At 58.4% G+C, this 16,362-nt stretch carries 17 protein-coding genes and 1 pseudogene; 8 read left to right on the top strand and 10 right to left on the bottom strand.

Annotated features, from left to right (window positions below; translation table 11 throughout):
- Positions 1–61 precede the first annotated feature (61 nt).
- Positions 62–775, bottom strand: coding sequence for a hypothetical protein (locus ABI546_RS11775; protein WP_348046770.1), 714 nt, complete (start codon positions 773–775; stop codon positions 62–64).
- Complete coding sequence (locus tag ABI546_RS11780) at positions 772–3,987, bottom strand: N-6 DNA methylase (RefSeq protein ID WP_348046771.1); 3,216 nt, start codon at positions 3,985–3,987, stop codon at positions 772–774. The genes ABI546_RS11775 and ABI546_RS11780 overlap by 4 nt, the downstream gene beginning before the upstream one ends.
- 186 nt (positions 3,988–4,173) lie before the next feature.
- Here ABI546_RS11780 and ABI546_RS11785 point away from each other — a divergent pair, with 186 nt between their 5' ends.
- Positions 4,174–4,869: a S24 family peptidase gene (locus tag ABI546_RS11785; RefSeq protein ID WP_348046772.1), complete on the top strand. Its 696-nt coding sequence runs from the start codon at positions 4,174–4,176 to the stop codon at positions 4,867–4,869.
- Between the two features lie 66 nt (positions 4,870–4,935).
- Here the strand turns inward: ABI546_RS11785 and ABI546_RS11790 are convergent, their stop codons facing one another.
- From ABI546_RS11790 to ABI546_RS11800, 3 genes are all read right to left on the bottom strand, one after another.
- Positions 4,936–5,685, bottom strand: a complete 750-nt coding sequence (locus tag ABI546_RS11790) for a hypothetical protein (protein ID WP_348046773.1) — start codon at positions 5,683–5,685, stop codon at positions 4,936–4,938.
- Between the two features lie 72 nt (positions 5,686–5,757).
- Complete coding sequence (locus tag ABI546_RS11795) at positions 5,758–6,315, bottom strand: hypothetical protein (RefSeq protein ID WP_348046774.1); 558 nt, start codon at positions 6,313–6,315, stop codon at positions 5,758–5,760.
- Positions 6,312–6,734, bottom strand: a complete 423-nt coding sequence (locus ABI546_RS11800; RefSeq protein ID WP_348046775.1) for a hypothetical protein — start codon at positions 6,732–6,734, stop codon at positions 6,312–6,314. Before ABI546_RS11800 ends, ABI546_RS11795 begins: the two co-directional genes overlap by 4 nt.
- A 321-nt stretch (positions 6,735–7,055) precedes the next feature.
- Here ABI546_RS11800 and ABI546_RS11805 point away from each other — a divergent pair, with 321 nt between their 5' ends.
- From ABI546_RS11805 to ABI546_RS11825, 5 genes and pseudogenes are all read left to right on the top strand, one after another.
- The gene (locus ABI546_RS11805) at positions 7,056–7,400 is read left to right on the top strand and encodes a helix-turn-helix transcriptional regulator (protein WP_348046776.1); all 345 of its coding nucleotides are present in this window, start codon (positions 7,056–7,058) and stop codon (positions 7,398–7,400) included.
- Between the two features lie 305 nt (positions 7,401–7,705).
- Positions 7,706–8,461, top strand: a pseudogene (ttcA, locus tag ABI546_RS11810) (tRNA 2-thiocytidine(32) synthetase TtcA); the annotation flags it as partial.
- A 31-nt stretch (positions 8,462–8,492) separates the two neighbouring features.
- On the top strand, positions 8,493–9,110 hold the full coding sequence (locus tag ABI546_RS11815) for a DUF4136 domain-containing protein (RefSeq protein WP_348046777.1): 618 nt from the start codon (positions 8,493–8,495) through the stop codon (positions 9,108–9,110).
- Between the two features lie 132 nt (positions 9,111–9,242).
- A complete protein-coding gene (locus ABI546_RS11820; RefSeq protein ID WP_348046778.1) occupies positions 9,243–9,920 on the top strand; it encodes a histidine phosphatase family protein in 678 nt (225 codons plus the stop codon).
- 24 nt (positions 9,921–9,944) lie between these two features.
- Positions 9,945–11,132 carry a DSD1 family PLP-dependent enzyme gene (locus tag ABI546_RS11825; RefSeq protein WP_348046779.1) on the top strand — a complete coding sequence of 396 codons (1,188 nt, stop codon included), beginning with the start codon at positions 9,945–9,947 and terminating at the stop codon, positions 11,130–11,132.
- A gap of 28 nt (positions 11,133–11,160) precedes the next feature.
- Here ABI546_RS11825 and ABI546_RS11830 read toward each other — a convergent pair whose 3' ends face one another.
- The 3 genes from ABI546_RS11830 to ruvA all read right to left on the bottom strand — a co-directional run bounded on the left by ABI546_RS11830 (position 11,161) and on the right by ruvA (position 13,435).
- Positions 11,161–11,658, bottom strand: coding sequence for an energy transducer TonB (locus ABI546_RS11830; protein ID WP_348046780.1), 498 nt, complete (start codon positions 11,656–11,658; stop codon positions 11,161–11,163).
- 12 nt (positions 11,659–11,670) lie between these two features.
- Positions 11,671–12,735: a Holliday junction branch migration DNA helicase RuvB gene (gene ruvB, locus ABI546_RS11835; RefSeq protein WP_348046781.1), complete on the bottom strand. Its 1,065-nt coding sequence runs from the start codon at positions 12,733–12,735 to the stop codon at positions 11,671–11,673.
- Positions 12,736–12,862: 127 nt separating this feature from the next.
- The gene (gene ruvA, locus ABI546_RS11840) at positions 12,863–13,435 is read right to left on the bottom strand and encodes a Holliday junction branch migration protein RuvA (RefSeq protein WP_348046782.1); all 573 of its coding nucleotides are present in this window, start codon (positions 13,433–13,435) and stop codon (positions 12,863–12,865) included.
- Positions 13,436–13,538: 103 nt separating this feature from the next.
- Here ruvA and ABI546_RS11845 point away from each other — a divergent pair, with 103 nt between their 5' ends.
- Entirely contained in the window at positions 13,539–14,555 is a 1,017-nt protein-coding gene (locus ABI546_RS11845; protein ID WP_348046783.1) for a PhoH family protein, read from the top strand.
- Positions 14,545–15,000 carry an rRNA maturation RNase YbeY gene (gene ybeY / locus ABI546_RS11850; RefSeq protein WP_348046784.1) on the top strand — a complete coding sequence of 152 codons (456 nt, stop codon included), beginning with the start codon at positions 14,545–14,547 and terminating at the stop codon, positions 14,998–15,000. The genes ABI546_RS11845 and ybeY overlap by 11 nt, the downstream gene beginning before the upstream one ends.
- A gap of 68 nt (positions 15,001–15,068) precedes the next feature.
- On the opposite strand, the gene dtd is transcribed toward ybeY, so the two are convergent.
- Positions 15,069–15,602, bottom strand: a complete 534-nt coding sequence (gene dtd, locus ABI546_RS11855; RefSeq protein WP_348046785.1) for a D-aminoacyl-tRNA deacylase — start codon at positions 15,600–15,602, stop codon at positions 15,069–15,071.
- Positions 15,602–16,354: a substrate-binding domain-containing protein gene (locus ABI546_RS11860; RefSeq protein ID WP_348046786.1), complete on the bottom strand. Its 753-nt coding sequence runs from the start codon at positions 16,352–16,354 to the stop codon at positions 15,602–15,604. The genes dtd and ABI546_RS11860 overlap by 1 nt, the downstream gene beginning before the upstream one ends.
- Positions 16,355–16,362: the final 8 nt, after the last annotated feature.

Here is a 16,362-nt window from a genome sequence, read left to right on the forward strand (position 1 = left end):
TCAGCAAAGAGTGATCGACTGGGCGTTGAGATACACGGATGTGTTTTGCGGGACGATAGAGTCAATCAACAGGTCGAGGAAGCCAAAGATGAAGAGCCTTGAACTCAGGCGCACAAGGTGTTTGCCGACTATGGGTGCTTTCAAAACAGTCTTTAGCTATTCCTCCCAAGACGACCTTGGATGCGCAGAGTAAAGCTTCTTCTGAACTGGCAGAGGCGTAATAGCTATGAAGATGCAGATCTGGATCTTTGAATTTGGTGGTTGAATAACCAAGCATCATGCCAAACGTGACTTGGGGAGCATATTTACCGGAGACGAACCTGAACAAGCCACTCACAACGTACTGGCGACATCCAGTAGTTTCGCTTACCAGTTTCGCCTCCACAAACAATGCTGATTCCTCTCGATCCTCTCCTGGTGCACACTGAATCATCCGAAACGTGAGATCTGGCATCTGCTCCGAGCTGTTAAGTGAGCTTGTGCTTTGCTTGCCATCGCGAACAACGGTTTGAAAATTTTCTTTTCGAAATCTGGAAATCGAATTGTTAGTCAGTTTGTCGTTCAGAATCTCGGCCAGCTTCGTGGTCAGTTCGTCCTCGTCGAAATAATCGGCGGGCTTGAATGGCTTAGATTTTCGGTAGGGGAATGAGTCAATTTCGCTCCATGCCGAGCCGATAGCATCTACGATAATTTTTAGAGACCGTTTGTTCAGCGTCGACCTCACCGGACCCTTGTCTGGATCTCTTGGATGGAAGAAGCAGAACTCTTGTGTCACTCGGCGGCTTGGTCGGCCCAAGCGACCATTACTTGAGCTACCAGGCATGCGCGAGATGGCAGCCAAAGGCGATTTAAAGCAAGTTGTCCGAAAACAAACTGACCCTTGGCCGCTGCAGCCCAAACCTCCCCTTCAGGATACTTGTCTCGAACTAGCTGCAGCAACGAATCCTCGTCAATCTTCTCAAGCTTGATATCAACTTGTCCTTTGGCCATCGGACCTGCTAGCCGCCAGGTGACAAATCGCCAACCACTCAAGGAATCACCCGTAGATACCAGTTGAAGCGATTGAACATCCACCGCATCTTCTACTTGGCTAAGCTCTCTGCGAAGTTCATTGAGGTAGCGCTCGACTTGGGTAACCGATACCCAGGTCTTGCCGCTCTGCCGCGGTTTTCCGATGGGATAAGCGACAGACAGGGTGTCTTCGACAAGTCGCATCTCGTTCTCATCCATCCCCAGGATTTTGAACGCCCAGGCGTCAATGTCTGCCTGTGATGAGCCACTTGGCCGAGCAAGTTGAGCGAAGAGACTTTCTATTTCCTTTTTGTTAGTGAGTTGCGCCTGTAACGCCTTGCGCGGATCCAGCGCAGGCGTTTCCAATATCTCTTCGTTTATAAGTGTCTTGATCCCAAACGAAAGCTGCGTTGACGTGAGCGTTTGGTAGTAGCTGAAAATTGAGCTATTGACCCAGACCGCAATATATTTGGCGTAAAGAAGCGCCTCGGCCGTATTCTTCAAAGGTGTGCCCAAAAATGCGAATGGGTAGAGCACGGGTGTTTGGTTGGCCGATGGTGTGATCAGCGCGGTGCGCTCCAGATCTCCCAGCTTGCCAGCGGCTTGGCGAATCAACAGAATGGGTGGCGTATACCACTCCAGCGTAGGTGATGACCGTACTGGCCGATGGATGAAATTGAGATGAATATCTGAGGCATTGATCTCACCCGCAATACGCTCTTCTGATTTGCCCGCCAATTCTTTCGCCTGAGCGGGGAGATCTTTGTACCATTCAGGCAGCTTGGTCTTCTTCAGGCCAGTCTTGAATCCTCGTTTGGGTTTTTTTTCTGCAATTTGATCGACGCAGGCGCCAATTGTTGTTAAAGGCAGGCGCCGATGATTTTGAGTATCAAGCGGCTTGTCCTTCGGAAGCGCAACACGTGCGGCCCAGCGCTGCAGGAGCGCCCTGTCTAGCTCGCATCCTTTGGTGCGAACAACCATGCCTCCTGGATGCTCGTCAAATTCAGCAATCGTGACACTCATCGTGGCCATCGGATCGATGCGGATCTGGCGACGACGCAGCAATGTAGGCTCTACGGCGAGCGTCAACAACACAGTCCGGTGATCTTTGGGAGGTACGTTGTTTCTGGCAAAAACAATACAGAACGGAGATTCAATGCCAGGCCAAATCAACTGATCGTGGTTTGCAAACTCGCCGGCATTAAGAATTCCGTCAATCTCAATGCTCGAAAACAAGGCCTGCCGCGCAAGTTTCCATTGAGTGCTTTGCTTGATCAGCAGTCGCTGGTGAACTAGAAGCGAGATGATTCCACCGGGTTTGGCCCACTGTGTCGCTTTCCAGAGAAATGCAAGATCTGGGACTTTGTCAGGATGAGCATAGCGGCCGCCAACCTTCACGCCTCGGGCCTCAATGCATGCGGCTGCAATCGACTCCACCTCACGCACCAACGCATCAGAGGCCGTGCTTTCCTCTTCCGAATCCTCACCGTCTGGACCATCCCCCAAACCCATGGAGGTCCAGGGCGGGTTGCCTATGATTGCGTCGAAAATTCCGACGCCTACGACGGAATTTTTCCGAAGACTTCCCAATCTTGCCGCGTGTGAATCGTGGGGATCTTTAATTCCCACGTCGTGAAGTACGGATCCAATTAGCCGGCGATCGAACTTCAGTTTCTCTGGGGGGACTGGGTTTGCATCAAGTTCGATGGCTGTAAGGTACAGCGTTAATGCAGCGAGATTTAATGCATCGGAGTTGAGGTCCATCCCGCGAAGCTGCCCGTACAGAATGTCGCGGAGTTTTTTTGTATCTGGCCACACCCCATCATCACTAATCGCCCGATGTCGAGCGAGTTCCCGAAATGAAAGGGATAGAAAAACTGCCGCACCGACTGCAGGGTCGAGAATTTTGGCATAGGCAACTTTCTCTGGCGGCAGTCCCGCCAAAGCTTGGCGTACCATGGTCCGCGCCACATGTCGCGGGGTAAAGTGCACACTCGTTTTTTTGGCTGTGCGCGGCGCTTTTCGGTGTGCGTAGTCTTCATAAACCTCGCTCAAGGTGCCAGCCGGAATATGGGAGAAATCCAGTTTTTCCCATAGGGGGAGTTGACCACCAACGTCCGTGCGGCCCACGATCCACCCCAAAGGCTCTAAAGCCGTCGGCGCGCGTCGAAGTAGGTCCTCGAAATACGCTTGATACCCTTTCCGCGCCGAAAGGGGCATGAACTCGCCGTTGAAGGTCTGATCTAACCAGAGACAAATTGCAGCTGCCTGGCTTGCCGAACTAAACGCCAACTCGCCGTCGGTTCCCATTGATCCCCAGAGCGCGGGCGCAGTCTTTTCCGAAAGAATCCCCCTGTCCAATAGAAATCGCGTGAACAGGGCCCTTCCAACCAATGCGAGGACCTCTTGACCTGACCCAAGATCGCGACGCTTGCCGGCGGTGGCTTTTAAAAATGCGCTGGATACGGTTTCGACGCTGTCTACAAGCAAATTACGCAAGCGCTGCTCTTGATAAGCATTGCTATCTGAACCCCATAGACCCTCTTGCAAATCGCCAAGTATGGAGCGTGCATCAACCGGATTACCCAGGTCGAGTTGCAGGTGGGTTTCCGCATCGAGCATGCACGGCCAAGCGCGTGCAGCGATTGTTTGCTTCCCAGGGGAGCGGTGGATGTCGAGCAAGACGGCGGTTTCCCCCCGGTTGCCGAGAAGCTGCGCTAGCCTCTTGCCGACCTCCGGGGATCCCTGAGGAATATCGGCAATGTAAACCAGGGGACTTCCGTCCTTTTCTATGACCGCGCTCACGCGACGGCCGAACTCGTCTCCCTTGAGTAGGTCCGCATACTCAAAATTACGACTCGTCACTCCGTCGCTAAGGTCAAGCCGCACGACTTGGTCTTCAGCAGGGCCAATCGAAAAAATGGCGCTTTCCAGGCGACCCGCCTTCTCTTGCGTGGCGCCTTTATCTTCGTTCATTCTGTGCCTCCAGGGGACTTGCAGTGCGGGCAAGCGAGTAGAGGAAGACGAGCGGAATCATGCCGAATGCCAATACGACCGCGCGGTGCGAGGCTGACGTAGTGCTGGCTTGGCTGGCTCATAGGTCAAATAATAGCATCGCTTAAGAATTTGCGTAAGCGGTTTATTTTGAGATAGCATTGCTACATGACCGAGCAGCAGGAAGCCCAGCTATTGAGCGATATTTTCGCGGAGCGCGCGTTGATGAGTCAAAAAGCGTTTGGTGAACAGCACAAGCTAGGCTCTGCATCGATGGTTTGGCAGTACCTCCATGGTCACCGTCCTTTGAATTTGAAGGCCGGCTGCCGCTTTGCTCGAGGATTGGGGGTGCCTCTTGAGCAATTTAGTCCTCGCCTGGCCTCAGAGCTTCAGGAGGTTTTGGTCGCCGTAGGCCCGGAGACAGCACCCACAGAGGGCGGGCAGGAATATGCGCGGATTCCCTGTGTGGAGTTGTTGTTGAAGAAAGGCGTAAAGGGATTTTCTGTAAAACCTATTCTGCCTGCGGCAAGCTTTATCGCTTTCAGGCGAGATTGGCTGACTGTAAATGGATACGACGAGCGCAAATTGTTGGCGATTCAGAGTGGCGATGATGGGATGCAACCCACCATTTCCAGAGCCGACTTGGTCGTCGTCAATACCGCGGATTTACTTCCAGTTGATGGACTGGTGTATGCGGTTAATTACGAAGGAAAGATGTTGTTACGCCGCGCATTTCGAGACGTAGGAGCCTGGTGGCTTCATTGCGACAATCCTGATACGCAGCGATTTCCTCGTAAACAGTTTTTTGCCAAGCATTGCTATTTGGTCGGACGGGTCATCCATCGACAAAGTGAAAGCATTTAGGATTCCATAAGGGTCTACTACACAGATTTTGTAGAAGCTCTGGGCCCGCGGGAATCCGCGGCACACTTACCATCGCACGCGCGAAATCTCTTCGTCCACCACATCGAGATATAGCCAGGATCTTTCTTCGAGCGTTAGCATTTCAAAATGACGCGGCATATCGCCTAGCAATATTTCGATAGCTGTCAGGCCGACGTATATCTTCAATGGGGCCCGCAAGAAACTCCAGAGCAGGGTCGAGTTGACGTCGGCGTCCCGGTATTTTTGAATGGTTTGCTTTAGTAGCGGCTTGTCCACACGCTCATCGAGTTGAAACGCTGGGTAGCGCCGGTCGTCGACTCGGGATGGCGACGAGAGGAAAATAAACTCGCCGGCAACCGTGCGTTCATAAACCGCCTCCGGCGAACATTTCAGACGATCTGCCATTTCCCGGACTGTCAGCACACCATATAGATGTGCAGGGCTGTTTGGGCTCTGAATGCCAACAGTTGCTTCCAATTCTTCATCATCGACCCACGGCGAGTTCTGGCGAAGAGTCGGCCCCCAACCATCGACCGCAGAAACCATGGTGATCGCCATCTTGGTGGGTTCCATATTCAGAATTTCATTCCACCTCTCTATGTGGTCCCGGCTGGAAAGGCGCTGTGAACGCCAACGCGCGACGGTAGCTCGTGCACTGCTGATCAGCTGGTCGCGGTGATCAGGTGTCGACGTGACCAGGTCAAGCGCGATCTGGTGATGCTTGATGAGTCGGTCCTTTTCGGTCAAGGCCTGATTAGCTTTGGTGAGCTCACGGGCTAAATCTTCGGAATTCATCTTTGGGTACTCAAAGACTAGAACTCGTACTCGTTCTTAAGAGCATTTACATCGCTCATGTAACCATGGCGGCTAACCCGCAGCTCCGGCGTGGAGGGAATCAATCAGGCGGATCACGTCGTACGCTCGGCCGTCCGCAACTGCTTTCTCCGCGGTTCTTTGACCAAATGGAGAAAGCTGTTCTGTTCGGAACCAATGCAGCGCTTTCGGTAGATCGCTGCCTGATGCGTCATAGGCGGCTTTGATGACGAGGAGGTTTTTTCTGAGATGTGCTTGGATCTTGGCCGTGCCTGGCCTCTCCGTGATTGCGCTTACAGATACCTGGGCATTCCGAGACAACGTTTCGACGTCGATCCCGAGCAGACTGATGTATCGGGCCGGCGAGAGCATCGGTGTAATCTCGGGATCCTGCAGGTCTTCAATGACGTTCCAATCTGTCGCGAGTTCCACCTGTTTATCCGTCAATTGCGAGATTTCTTCAAGTTGCCCAAGCAATCCGCGGAGCGCGACATATCCGCGTGGTTCTCCGTTACGCATGCCCTCAACCAGCTCTTGTTGAATGCGTTGCACATGCGCCATGCCGAAGTACTGAATGGCCTCAGTAATCGCTTCGTCAGGGATCTTGATCACAAGTCGGCTCCTTCACTGCGTTGACTTGAATCCAGCTCAGTGAGAAAGAATTCGTCCTCATCAAGTCCACTGCCCACTCCCACAATGCGGCTGACTATTTCTCTTTCGACGGCACCCTGCAGAACCTTGATTGCGCGGGCAAGACCCGCTTCCGTCATTTGGAATTGACCGTTTGCGTGGTACTTCGTACCAGGTCGCATCAAAAGTTCGCAGACGACAAAGAGCGAAGGTGCAAGTGGCGCATCAAGTTCACCCTCCTCAAATGAGAGGCGCTCAACCATCCTCAAATCTCTGGCCAGGCAAAGAAGAACCGTCTCTTTGAGCGCTGAGGGGTACAGCAGGTGTGGCGCATAAGACCCCGTCAGACGCGTCAACTCTTTTAAGCTTGTTGAGGCTTTAGGGCGAAGAGCTTCAAGCATGAGCAGTCCTTGTATGCCAAAGGCCGATTTCGATGTTCAGCTTTGGTGGAGGATGTATGCATACCTGTGACAGGTAAATAAAAAAACCATGACCGCTGCAGAGCGAGCTCCGCAGCCCTCCAATAATGCGTCAGTCCTTCCCCAAAAGGGCAATGTCGCTTTGTGCTCTTTGTAAGTAACGACCACGCAAAAAATTATGGGCGGCTAACTTTGACCACTCCAAGATGTTAATTAGACCTAATTTGTTGACTGTCAGCAAATAAGATCATTCTACATATCACGTCGATTGTCAACACTTTGATACGTATCAAAGGATGTGACGTGCGACCTAAAAAAAGGGAATTTCCCGAGGACTTCCGGCGGAAACTGGGCGCCTCCATTGCCGAGCGGCGTAAGCTTGGCAAGCTGACGCAAGATGAGCTTGCGGGGTTGGTTGAGGTCGACGCAGAAACCGTCTCCCGATTTGAGCGCGGCATTTCTATGCCTTCGTTGGAGCGCCTTTGGGTTATCGCCGATGCACTAGATGTCGGTATTGGCGACCTGTTAGCGGCAACAAGCGCGTTACCAAGCGATCAAGCTCGAAAAATTACGACCATCATGGCGGGCTTGGCCACTGCCGATCAACGGTTGCTATTGGATTTTGCTGAACTGCTTCAAAAACGATAAGTGAAGAAGTAGGCTTCCCATTTGCTCAATTGCGTGCGCGCGAAGTTAGGGACTAGAGAAAATTGTCTACATGATTCGCGTTCATCCGCTGTAATCGGTCAATGCGTAAAACACCTGACAATCAAACAATCCCGAAATCACTTGATTAGTCATTGATGTCCCTTTGTAAATATTTCGCTCAACAATCCCGAAAATCTTTCCAAAACAAGAGTTTTGGTAAAGATTCGACGCGTGCTACCCGGATTTGCCACAGGAGAAAAGATAGGGAATTACATAATGTAGGTCGGGCAGGTGTGCCAATAAGCAAGGACAGCTATGCCATGCTCGACATTTTGCTGAAGCTGCAAAAGCGCGCACCCATCAACTTCGAACTGGTGGCCGTCAACCTCGACCAGAAGCAGCCCGGCTTCCCCGAGCACATCCTGCCCGACTATCTGAGCAAGCTGGGCGTGCCGTTTCACATCGAGAATCAGGACACCTACAGCATCGTCAAACGCGTGATTCCCGAAGGAAAAACACTGTGCTCGCTGTGCTCACGCCTGCGCCGCGGCATTTTGTACCGCGTGGCGGGTGAGCTCGGTTGCACCAAGGTTGCGCTGGGCCATCACCGCGACGACATGCTGCAGACGTTTTTCCTCAACATGTTTTTTGCGGCCAAACTCAAGGGCATGCCGCCCAAGCTGGTGAGCGACGACGGCAAGAACGTCGTCATTCGCCCGATGGCCTACGTGACCGAAAAAGACCTGACGCGCTGGGCCCAGGTGCGCGAGTTTCCCATCATCCCGTGCACGCTGTGCGGCAGCCAGGAAAACCTGCAGCGCAAGCAGGTCGGCAACATGCTGCGCGAATGGGAGAAAAAATTCCCCGGTCGGCTGGAGAACATGTTTGCCTCGCTGCAGAACATCGTGCCTTCGCACCTGATGGACAACAAGCGCCACGACTTCAAGGGCATCAAGGCCACCGGCATTGCCGACGCCGATGGCGACAAGGCCTTTGATGTCGAGGAGTTCCAGGAGCCACGCCTGCCGGGCGCATCCGTTATCAGCATTCAGTCCAGCTGACCTGTTCGATACTTTTCACCATGGAGGCTTTATGAAACGCGTACTGACCACCATTTTTTCGATAGCCGCTGCGGCGCTCTTCATGACCGGCTGCTCCACCGTTCGCGTGGTCGACAGCGACGTCACCGCTTTTTACAACTGGAACGGCTCGCCGCCAGCGCCGGGAACGCCTTACCGGTTTGAGCGTCTGCCTTCCCAGCAGGGTGCGGGCTCGCCCCACGACGCTGTCGAAGGCTTGGCGCGCAACGCCCTCGCGAAAGTGGGGCTAGAGCTTAATCCGCCTGCCGCACGATACAGCGTGCAGGTCGTGGCCAACACCCAGATCATCGACCGCGGCCCCTATGGCTACAGCCCTTATGGTGGATTTGGAAGCGGTGTGTTTTTGGGCGGCGGCAGCCGCGGCGCCTCGGTGGGCTTGTCGTTCCCGATTGGCGGCGGGATTGCGGAACCGACCTATTTCAAGCGCGAGCTGAGCATCGTGATGCGTGACCTGCGCACCAACCAGGTCGCGTTTGAGACGCGGGCCCTGCACGACGGCGTCTGGGGTGACACCTTGGCCGTTCTGCCCGCCATGCTGGACTCGGCTCTGCGCAGCTTTCCGCAACCGCCGGCCGGCACGCGCCGAATCAACGTGGAAATTTCGCGGTGATGTGGCCGCGACAGTTTCATGCACAGCAGGTCCCTGCCAGCATGAGCCGCGGAACCGGCTTTGCCGGGCCGCAGGCGGGCGGCCCCCTCGGGGGGCAGGGAGCTACACGAAGTGAGCGACCGTGGGGGCTTGATGTCTGAATCGACGCGCGTTATTGCCATTCGCCACGGTGAGACCACCTGGAATGTGGACACCCGCATCCAGGGCCACCTGGACATCCCGCTCAACGACACTGGCCGCCGCCAGGCCGAGCGCATGGCGCTGGCATTGGCCGATGAGCCCATCACGGCCATTTACGCGAGCGACCTGACCCGCGCCTGGGAGACAGCGCTCTATCTGGGCCGGGTGCTCGGCATCGAGGTCACGCGCGAAGAAGGTTTGCGCGAACGCGGCTTCGGTGACTTTGAAGGGAAAACCTTTGCGGAGATTGAAGCCCTGCTGCCCGATCAGTCGATGCGCTGGCGCAAACGCGACCCGGAATTTGCCCCCGCCGGCGGTGAGTCATTGCTGGACCTGCGCACCCGGGTGGTGGCCACGGCCGAACGCCTGGCTGCCGCCCATGCGGGCGAGCTGATCGCCATGGTGGGCCACGGCGGCGTGATGGACGTGCTGTACCGTGCCGCCACGCGGCTGGACATCCAGGCGCCACGCACCTGGGCGCTGGGCAACGCAGCGATCAACCGCCTGCTCTGGACGCCTCAGGGCTTTTCACTGGTGGGCTGGGCCGACACCCAGCACCTGGACAACGACACGCTGGACGACAACCGGTTACCGGCCGGCGATGCCCGTGCCGGTCTCGGCGCACAATAAGCGCAGATACACTTCAACGCATCCATGAGCACCCTGCCAAACTCCCTGGCCGACCTGATCGGCAAACCGGTCAACGACATCGACACGCCCGCGCTCGTCATTGATCTGGATGCGATGAAACGCAACCTTGCGCGCATGGCCGAGTTTGCCAAGAAGCACAACATCCGCTGGCGCCCGCATGCCAAGCTGCATAAAAGCTCTACGCTGGCCAAGATGCAGATGCGGGCCGGCGCCATCGGCGTGTGCGTGCAAAAAACGTCCGAAGCCGAAGCCATGGTGGCCGGCGGTGTGTACAACATCTACATCAGCAACGAGGTCATTGCCCCGGGCAAGCTGGCCCGGGTAGCGGCGCTTACGCAAAAAGTCGCGGCCCAGGGCGGCCACCTGGCCATAGCGGTGGACAGCACCGAGGGGGTGATCCGGCTGGCGCAGGCCATGACGGAAGCCCGCATCGCCAACAAGAGTGCGGGCGCCACCGTGATTGACGTGTTTGTGGAGATCGACGTCGGCCAGGGCCGCTGCGGTGTCGAGCCCGGTGCCGCTGCCGTGACCCTTGTGCTGGAGATACGCAAACACCCCGCCTTGCGTTTTGCCGGGCTGCAGGCTTATCACGGCAAGGCCCAACACATGCGCAGCGCCCAGGAAAGGCGCGACGCCATCGCAAAAGCTGTTGAGGCAGTGATGCTGACGCGCAAGCTGATCGAAGCCCAGGGCATCACGGTGGAGCTGGTCACCGGCGCCGGCACCGGCAGCCTGATTCTGGAGGCCGCCAGCGGCGTCTATGGCGAACTGCAGGCCGGCTCCTTCATGTTCATGGATGCCGACTACGCCCAGAACGAGCGCGATCCGTCACAGCCGCAATTCGAGCATGCGCTGTTTGTCAAAACGCAGGTTGTCAGCACACATGCCGGTCACGCCGTATGCGACGCGGGCCACAAGAGCCACGCCATCGATTCCGGGCTGCCACTGGTGCATGCCTTTGACAGCGAAAGCGAGTTGATTTTTTTCAACGGCGGTGACGAGCACGGCATTTTGCGGCCCGCCGGCGATGGCAAACGCCTGCCCGGTCTTGGCAGCATGTTGTGGCTGATTCCCGGCCACTGCGACCCCACCGTGAATCTGCACGACGCCATGATTGGCGTGGTGGGCGGCCTGCGCCACGGCACAGTGCAGCGTATTTACCGGGTGGACGCGCGCGGCGCGCTGACCTGAGCGTCTGCCGCGCTGGAGAACGGCGCGCCTAGAAGTTCACGCCGTAAACCGCATACATGGGCGACGGCGCACCATTGATGCGGCCGCCCCGGTATTCAGCCTCGCGGGCCGACTGCAGCACCGCGTCATTGAGTTCGGCATGCGTAGACGACAGCACGCGCGCATCGAGCAAGCGGCCTTCGGTATCCAGCAGCGAAATCACCACGACCCGTCCGTGCACGCCCTGTGCCCGATAAGCCTGCACCGCGTCCATCGCGCCGGGCTTGCGCACCCGCGCGATCGAAATTTTCTGCCCCATGCCGTCGCCGTCCTGCATCACCGGCGCTTGCGGGTGGTCGGCGTAGAGCTTGCTCATCTGCCGGAACAGCTCGGGGAATTCCGGCAGGCTGGAGGTGGCCGCTATGGGCACGGCCGGGTTGGGCGTGCGTGGTGCAGACGGGTTGCCGCTCGCGGCGCAACCGCCAAGCAGCAGGCTCAAGCCAGCCAACGTTCCGCAAACGACGGTACAACGAAAGCTCTGGGACATATCGCTCCGCCTTCAATTGAACATGTCGTTGCCGCTGGCCGGCGGCGTCACGCCCAGATGTCGGTAGGCGGCCAGCGTGGCAATGCGACCGCGCGGTGTGCGCTGCAAATACCCTTGCTGGATTAAGTACGGCTCGATCACGTCTTCAATCGTGTCGCGCTCTTCGCCAATACTGGCGGCGATGTTGTCCAGACCCACCGGGCCGCCGTCAAAGCGGTGAATCACGGCTTCCAGCAGCTTGCGGTCCATCACGTCGAAGCCTTGCGGATCGACGTCCAGCATGGCGAGTGCCTTGTTGGCAATGTCCAGCGAGATGTGGCCGGTGCCCTTCACATCCGCATAGTCGCGCACGCGGCGCAGCAGGCGGTTGGCAATGCGCGGCGTCCCGCGCGAGCGGCGGGCAATCTCAAAGCCGCCTTCTTCGTCCATGGGCGCGTTGAGCAACTTGGCGCTGCGTTTGACGATGCGCGCCAGCTCGTCCGGCGTATAAAACTCGAGCCGCGCCACAATGCCGAAACGGTCGCGCAGCGGGTTGGTCAGCATGCCGGCGCGTGTGGTGGCGCCCACCAGGGTGAAGGGCTGCAGGTCGAGCTTGATGCTGCGCGCAGCCGGTCCCTCGCCGATCATGATGTCGATCTGGTAGTCCTCGAGTGCGGGGTAGAGGATTTCCTCAACCACCGGGCTCAGGCGGTGAATTTCGTCGATGAAGAGGACGTCATTCTTTTCAAGATTGGTCAGCAGCGCCGCCAGGTCCTTGGGTTTTTCTAGTACCGGGCCGGAAGTCTGCCGCAGGTTCACACCCAGCTCGTGCGCAATGATGTGCGACAGCGTGGTTTTGCCCAGACCGGGCGGGCCGAACAGCAGCACATGGTCCAGCGCCTCGTTGCGCTTTTTGGCTGCGCCAATAAAGATCTCAAGCTGGTCGCGTACCTTGGTCTGGCCGACGTACTCGTCAAACAGCTTGGGGCGCAAGGCGCGTTCGATCGCCTCTTCGCCGGGCGAGGCCGGCGCGGCCGACATCACGCGCTTGGCGGGCGGGAAGTCGCCGGGGGAAAAATCGTCGGTCTGAATGGTCATAAGGCCCCCACGCTTGTCACTGCGTGTACTACGCTGCCCCCCGACGAGGGGGCCGCTGCGCCTGCGGCCCGGCTAAGCCGGTTCCGCGGCCCCTGCCTGGGTACAGAGCCCCCACGGTCGCTCACTCTCATTTTGCCAATGCCTTCAGCGCCAGCTTGATTCCGTCACTCACGCCGATGTCTTTCGGCAGCGCCTTCAGCGCCAGCGCCGCGTCGCGGTCGCTGTAGCCCAGCGCCACCAGCGCCTGCAGGATGTCGGATTGCGCGTCGTTGGCAACACTGACCTGGATGCCGATGTCGGCGCCCAGCTTGCCCTTGAGTTCGAGCAGCAGGCGTTCGGCGGTTTTTTTGCCGATGCCGGGCACCTTGATGATGCGGCCGGCCTCCTGCTGGGTCACGGCCTGCGAGAGTTCTTCGACGCTCATGCCGCTGAGCACGCTGAGCGCGGTGCGCGGGCCCACGCCGGAGATCTTGATGAGCTGGCGGAAAGCGGCGCGCTCGCTGGTGCTGCCGAAGCCGTAGAGGATTTGCGCGTCTTCGCGCACCACAAAATGGGTCAGCAGGCTGACTTTTTCGCCCAGTCCGGGCAGGTTGTAGAAGGTGCTCATGGGTACCAGCACTTCATAGCCGACGCCGTTGCAGTCCACCAGGATTTCCGGGGGATTTTTTTCGGCCAGCTGGCCAGTGAGTCTTCCTATCATGGGCAAATCTTATCAGTCGGACGCGGGCAGCTGTTTGGGCGGACAATTGCGTTTTGGCCGGTGCCTGGCGCCGGTTTTTGAGTTTTTTAGGAAAACCACCGCCTTGATTCTTCGCCACACCTTCACGCCGCCGAACAACACCCGCATGGGCCATCTGTGCGGCCCCATGGACAGCCACATCCGCACCATCGAAGTGGCGCTGGACGTCACGATTGCCCACCGCTTCGAGCAGTTCAAGATCGACGGCACCAAGGTGAAGGCGACCCAGGCGCTGGAGGTGTTGCAGGCGCTGTACGAAATCGCCCAGCGTCCCATTGAGCCCGAAACCGTGCAGCTGATGCTGGCGGGTGACACCGCCCTGGGCACCGCACCCGACGGCGGCATGGCGCTGTCAACCCGGCGCGCCGACCTGCGTGCCCGCACCACCAACCAGGGCACCTACCTGGAAAACATTGCTGCGCACGACATCACCTTCGGCATTGGCCCGGCCGGCACTGGCAAGACCTACCTCGCCGTGGCCTGCGCGGTGGATGCACTGGAGCGCAGCACGGTGCAGCGCATTGTGCTGACGCGACCGGCGGTCGAAGCGGGCGAACGCCTGGGTTTTTTGCCGGGCGATTTGAGTCAGAAGGTGGACCCTTACCTGCGCCCGCTGTATGACGCGCTGCATGAGCTGATGGGTTTTGAGCGTGTACAAAAAGCCTTTGAGCGCCAGCAGATCGAAATTGCGCCGCTGGCCTTCATGCGTGGCCGCACGCTGAACCATGCCTTTGTCATCCTTGATGAAGCGCAAAACACCACGCCCGAGCAGATGAAGATGTTCCTCACCCGTATCGGCTTTGGCAGCAAGGCGGTGGTCACGGGTGATATCAGCCAAGTGGACCTGCCGCGGACGCAGCTGAGCGGCCTGGTCGACGCGGAGCGTGTGCTCAAGCGTGTGAAAGGCATTGCGATTACGCGGCTGACCAGCGCTGACGTGGTGCGCCACCCGCTGGTCGCCCGCATTGTGGATGCGTACGACAAATCACCGGGCGCCGCTGGCCCCGCCAGGGAGGCCGACGCAGAACCCGCAGCAGCCCCTGCTCGCCGCACCAGTGCCCGGAGCCGTAATGGCTCTTAAGCAGCTAAGCCTGTCCTTGCAGTTCGGCGAGCTGAAAGACGCCGCCCGCCACCGCGCCGCCTTGCCGCGCCACAGCGTGGCCCGCTGGATCCGCCACGCATTGGCGCATGACGGCGAGATCACGGTGCGCATCGTGGATGCCGAAGAAGGCCAGGCGCTGAACCACGACTACCGCCAGCGTGACTACGCCACCAATGTGCTGACATTCGACTACACCCGGGAGCCGGTGGTGACGGCCGACCTGGTGTTGTGTGCGCCGGTGGTGGCGCAGGAGGCCAAAGACAACAAAAAGACGCTGCAGGCGCACTACGCGCATTTGCTGGTGCACGGGACGCTGCACGCACAGGGCTGGGACCACGAAACCGGCGAAGCGGATGCCGAGGCCATGGAAGCCCGCGAAATCGAGATCCTGGCTGGCCTGGGCATCAAAAACCCCTACCGCTGAGGTTTAAGGATTATGGGGCTGCAGCCCAATAGGGATAAGCGCAACCAGCTATTTAATTGATAGCAGATTCATGTACCCGGCACGACCTGCAGAGGAATGGTCACCGGCCCGTCATTGACCAGGTGCACCTGCATGTCAGCCGCGAACTGCCCGGTTTCGACTTGGGGATGCGCGCTGCGGGCCTGGGCCACAAAGTAGTCGTACAGCCGTCGTCCCTCATCCGGCGCGGCCGCGCCGGTGAAGCTGGGCCGGTTGCCGCCTGACGCGTCTGCGGCCAGGGTGAACTGGCTTACGATGAGCAGGCCGCCCTTCACGTCCTGTACCGACAGATTCATCTTTCCGGGTCTATGGGCCCCCACGCTTGCCACTGCGTGTGCTGCGCTGCCCCCCGAGGGAGCTGGCCGGGCTTGGGGCGGCCCGGCGCCCGGTCCATCCGAAAAAATCCGCAGCTTGAGTATCTTGGCCAGCAGCTTGTCGGCCTGCACCTCCGTATCGCCGCGTTCGGCGCACACCAGCACCAGCAACCCGGCGCCAATCCGGCCGACGGTCTCGCCGGCGATCACCACGTGGGCTTCAGCCACGCGCTGCAGCACCGCTTTCATCAGTCGGTCACGCCGGCAGCGACAAACAGCGGCTTGCCCACCGGGCCCGCGAGAAAACTCACAAACTGCTGGGCCACCTCCTGCTGCTTGCCGGAGGCCAGCGGCGCGGCGGTGTAGGACGTGTAGTTCTGTACCTCGGCCGGCACGGGGCCGACAAACTTCAGCCCCTTACCCTGGTACAGCAGGATCTCGGTGATGGCGCCGAAACCGATCTCGTTGCCCTTGCCTTTGATGACGTGCTCCATGACGGAAGCGCCGTCGGGGTAGCGCGTGGTCTTGCCCTCCACCTGCGTGTAGACGTCCATCTTCTTGAGCAGGCCTTCAAGATACAACCCGGTGGAGGCGCGGTTAAAGACCAGCGAGTCTGCTTGCAGAACCGATTGTTTGAGCGCATCAGCGCTGGCGATGTCAGGCGCGTGCGCACCTTCGCGCACCGCCACACCCATGCCGACGCGGCCGACGTTGGCACGTGTTTCTGCCAGCTTGCGCGCCGCGGCAAACTCGCCGATGACGGTGGGCGGCGCAATCACCACATCAAACGCCGGATGGTTGTCCATGCGCTTTTTCAGCTCGGGCGCGGTGTTGAACGTGATGCGAGCGGTGTGGCCGGTCTGCTTTTCAAAAGCGGCCGCGGCAGCCTTGAGGCCGGGCTCGATCGCGCCGGCGCTCAGCACCTGGAGCTCGGCCGCCTGCGTGGCGGTACCGCCCAGCGCACACGCAAGAATGCCGGCAAAAAGACTCATTCGTTTCATGAAAACTC

The sequence above is a fragment of the Polaromonas sp. genome (assembly GCF_039932935.1).
In the GTDB taxonomy this organism is placed as follows: Bacteria; Pseudomonadota; Gammaproteobacteria; order Burkholderiales; family Burkholderiaceae_C; genus Polaromonas.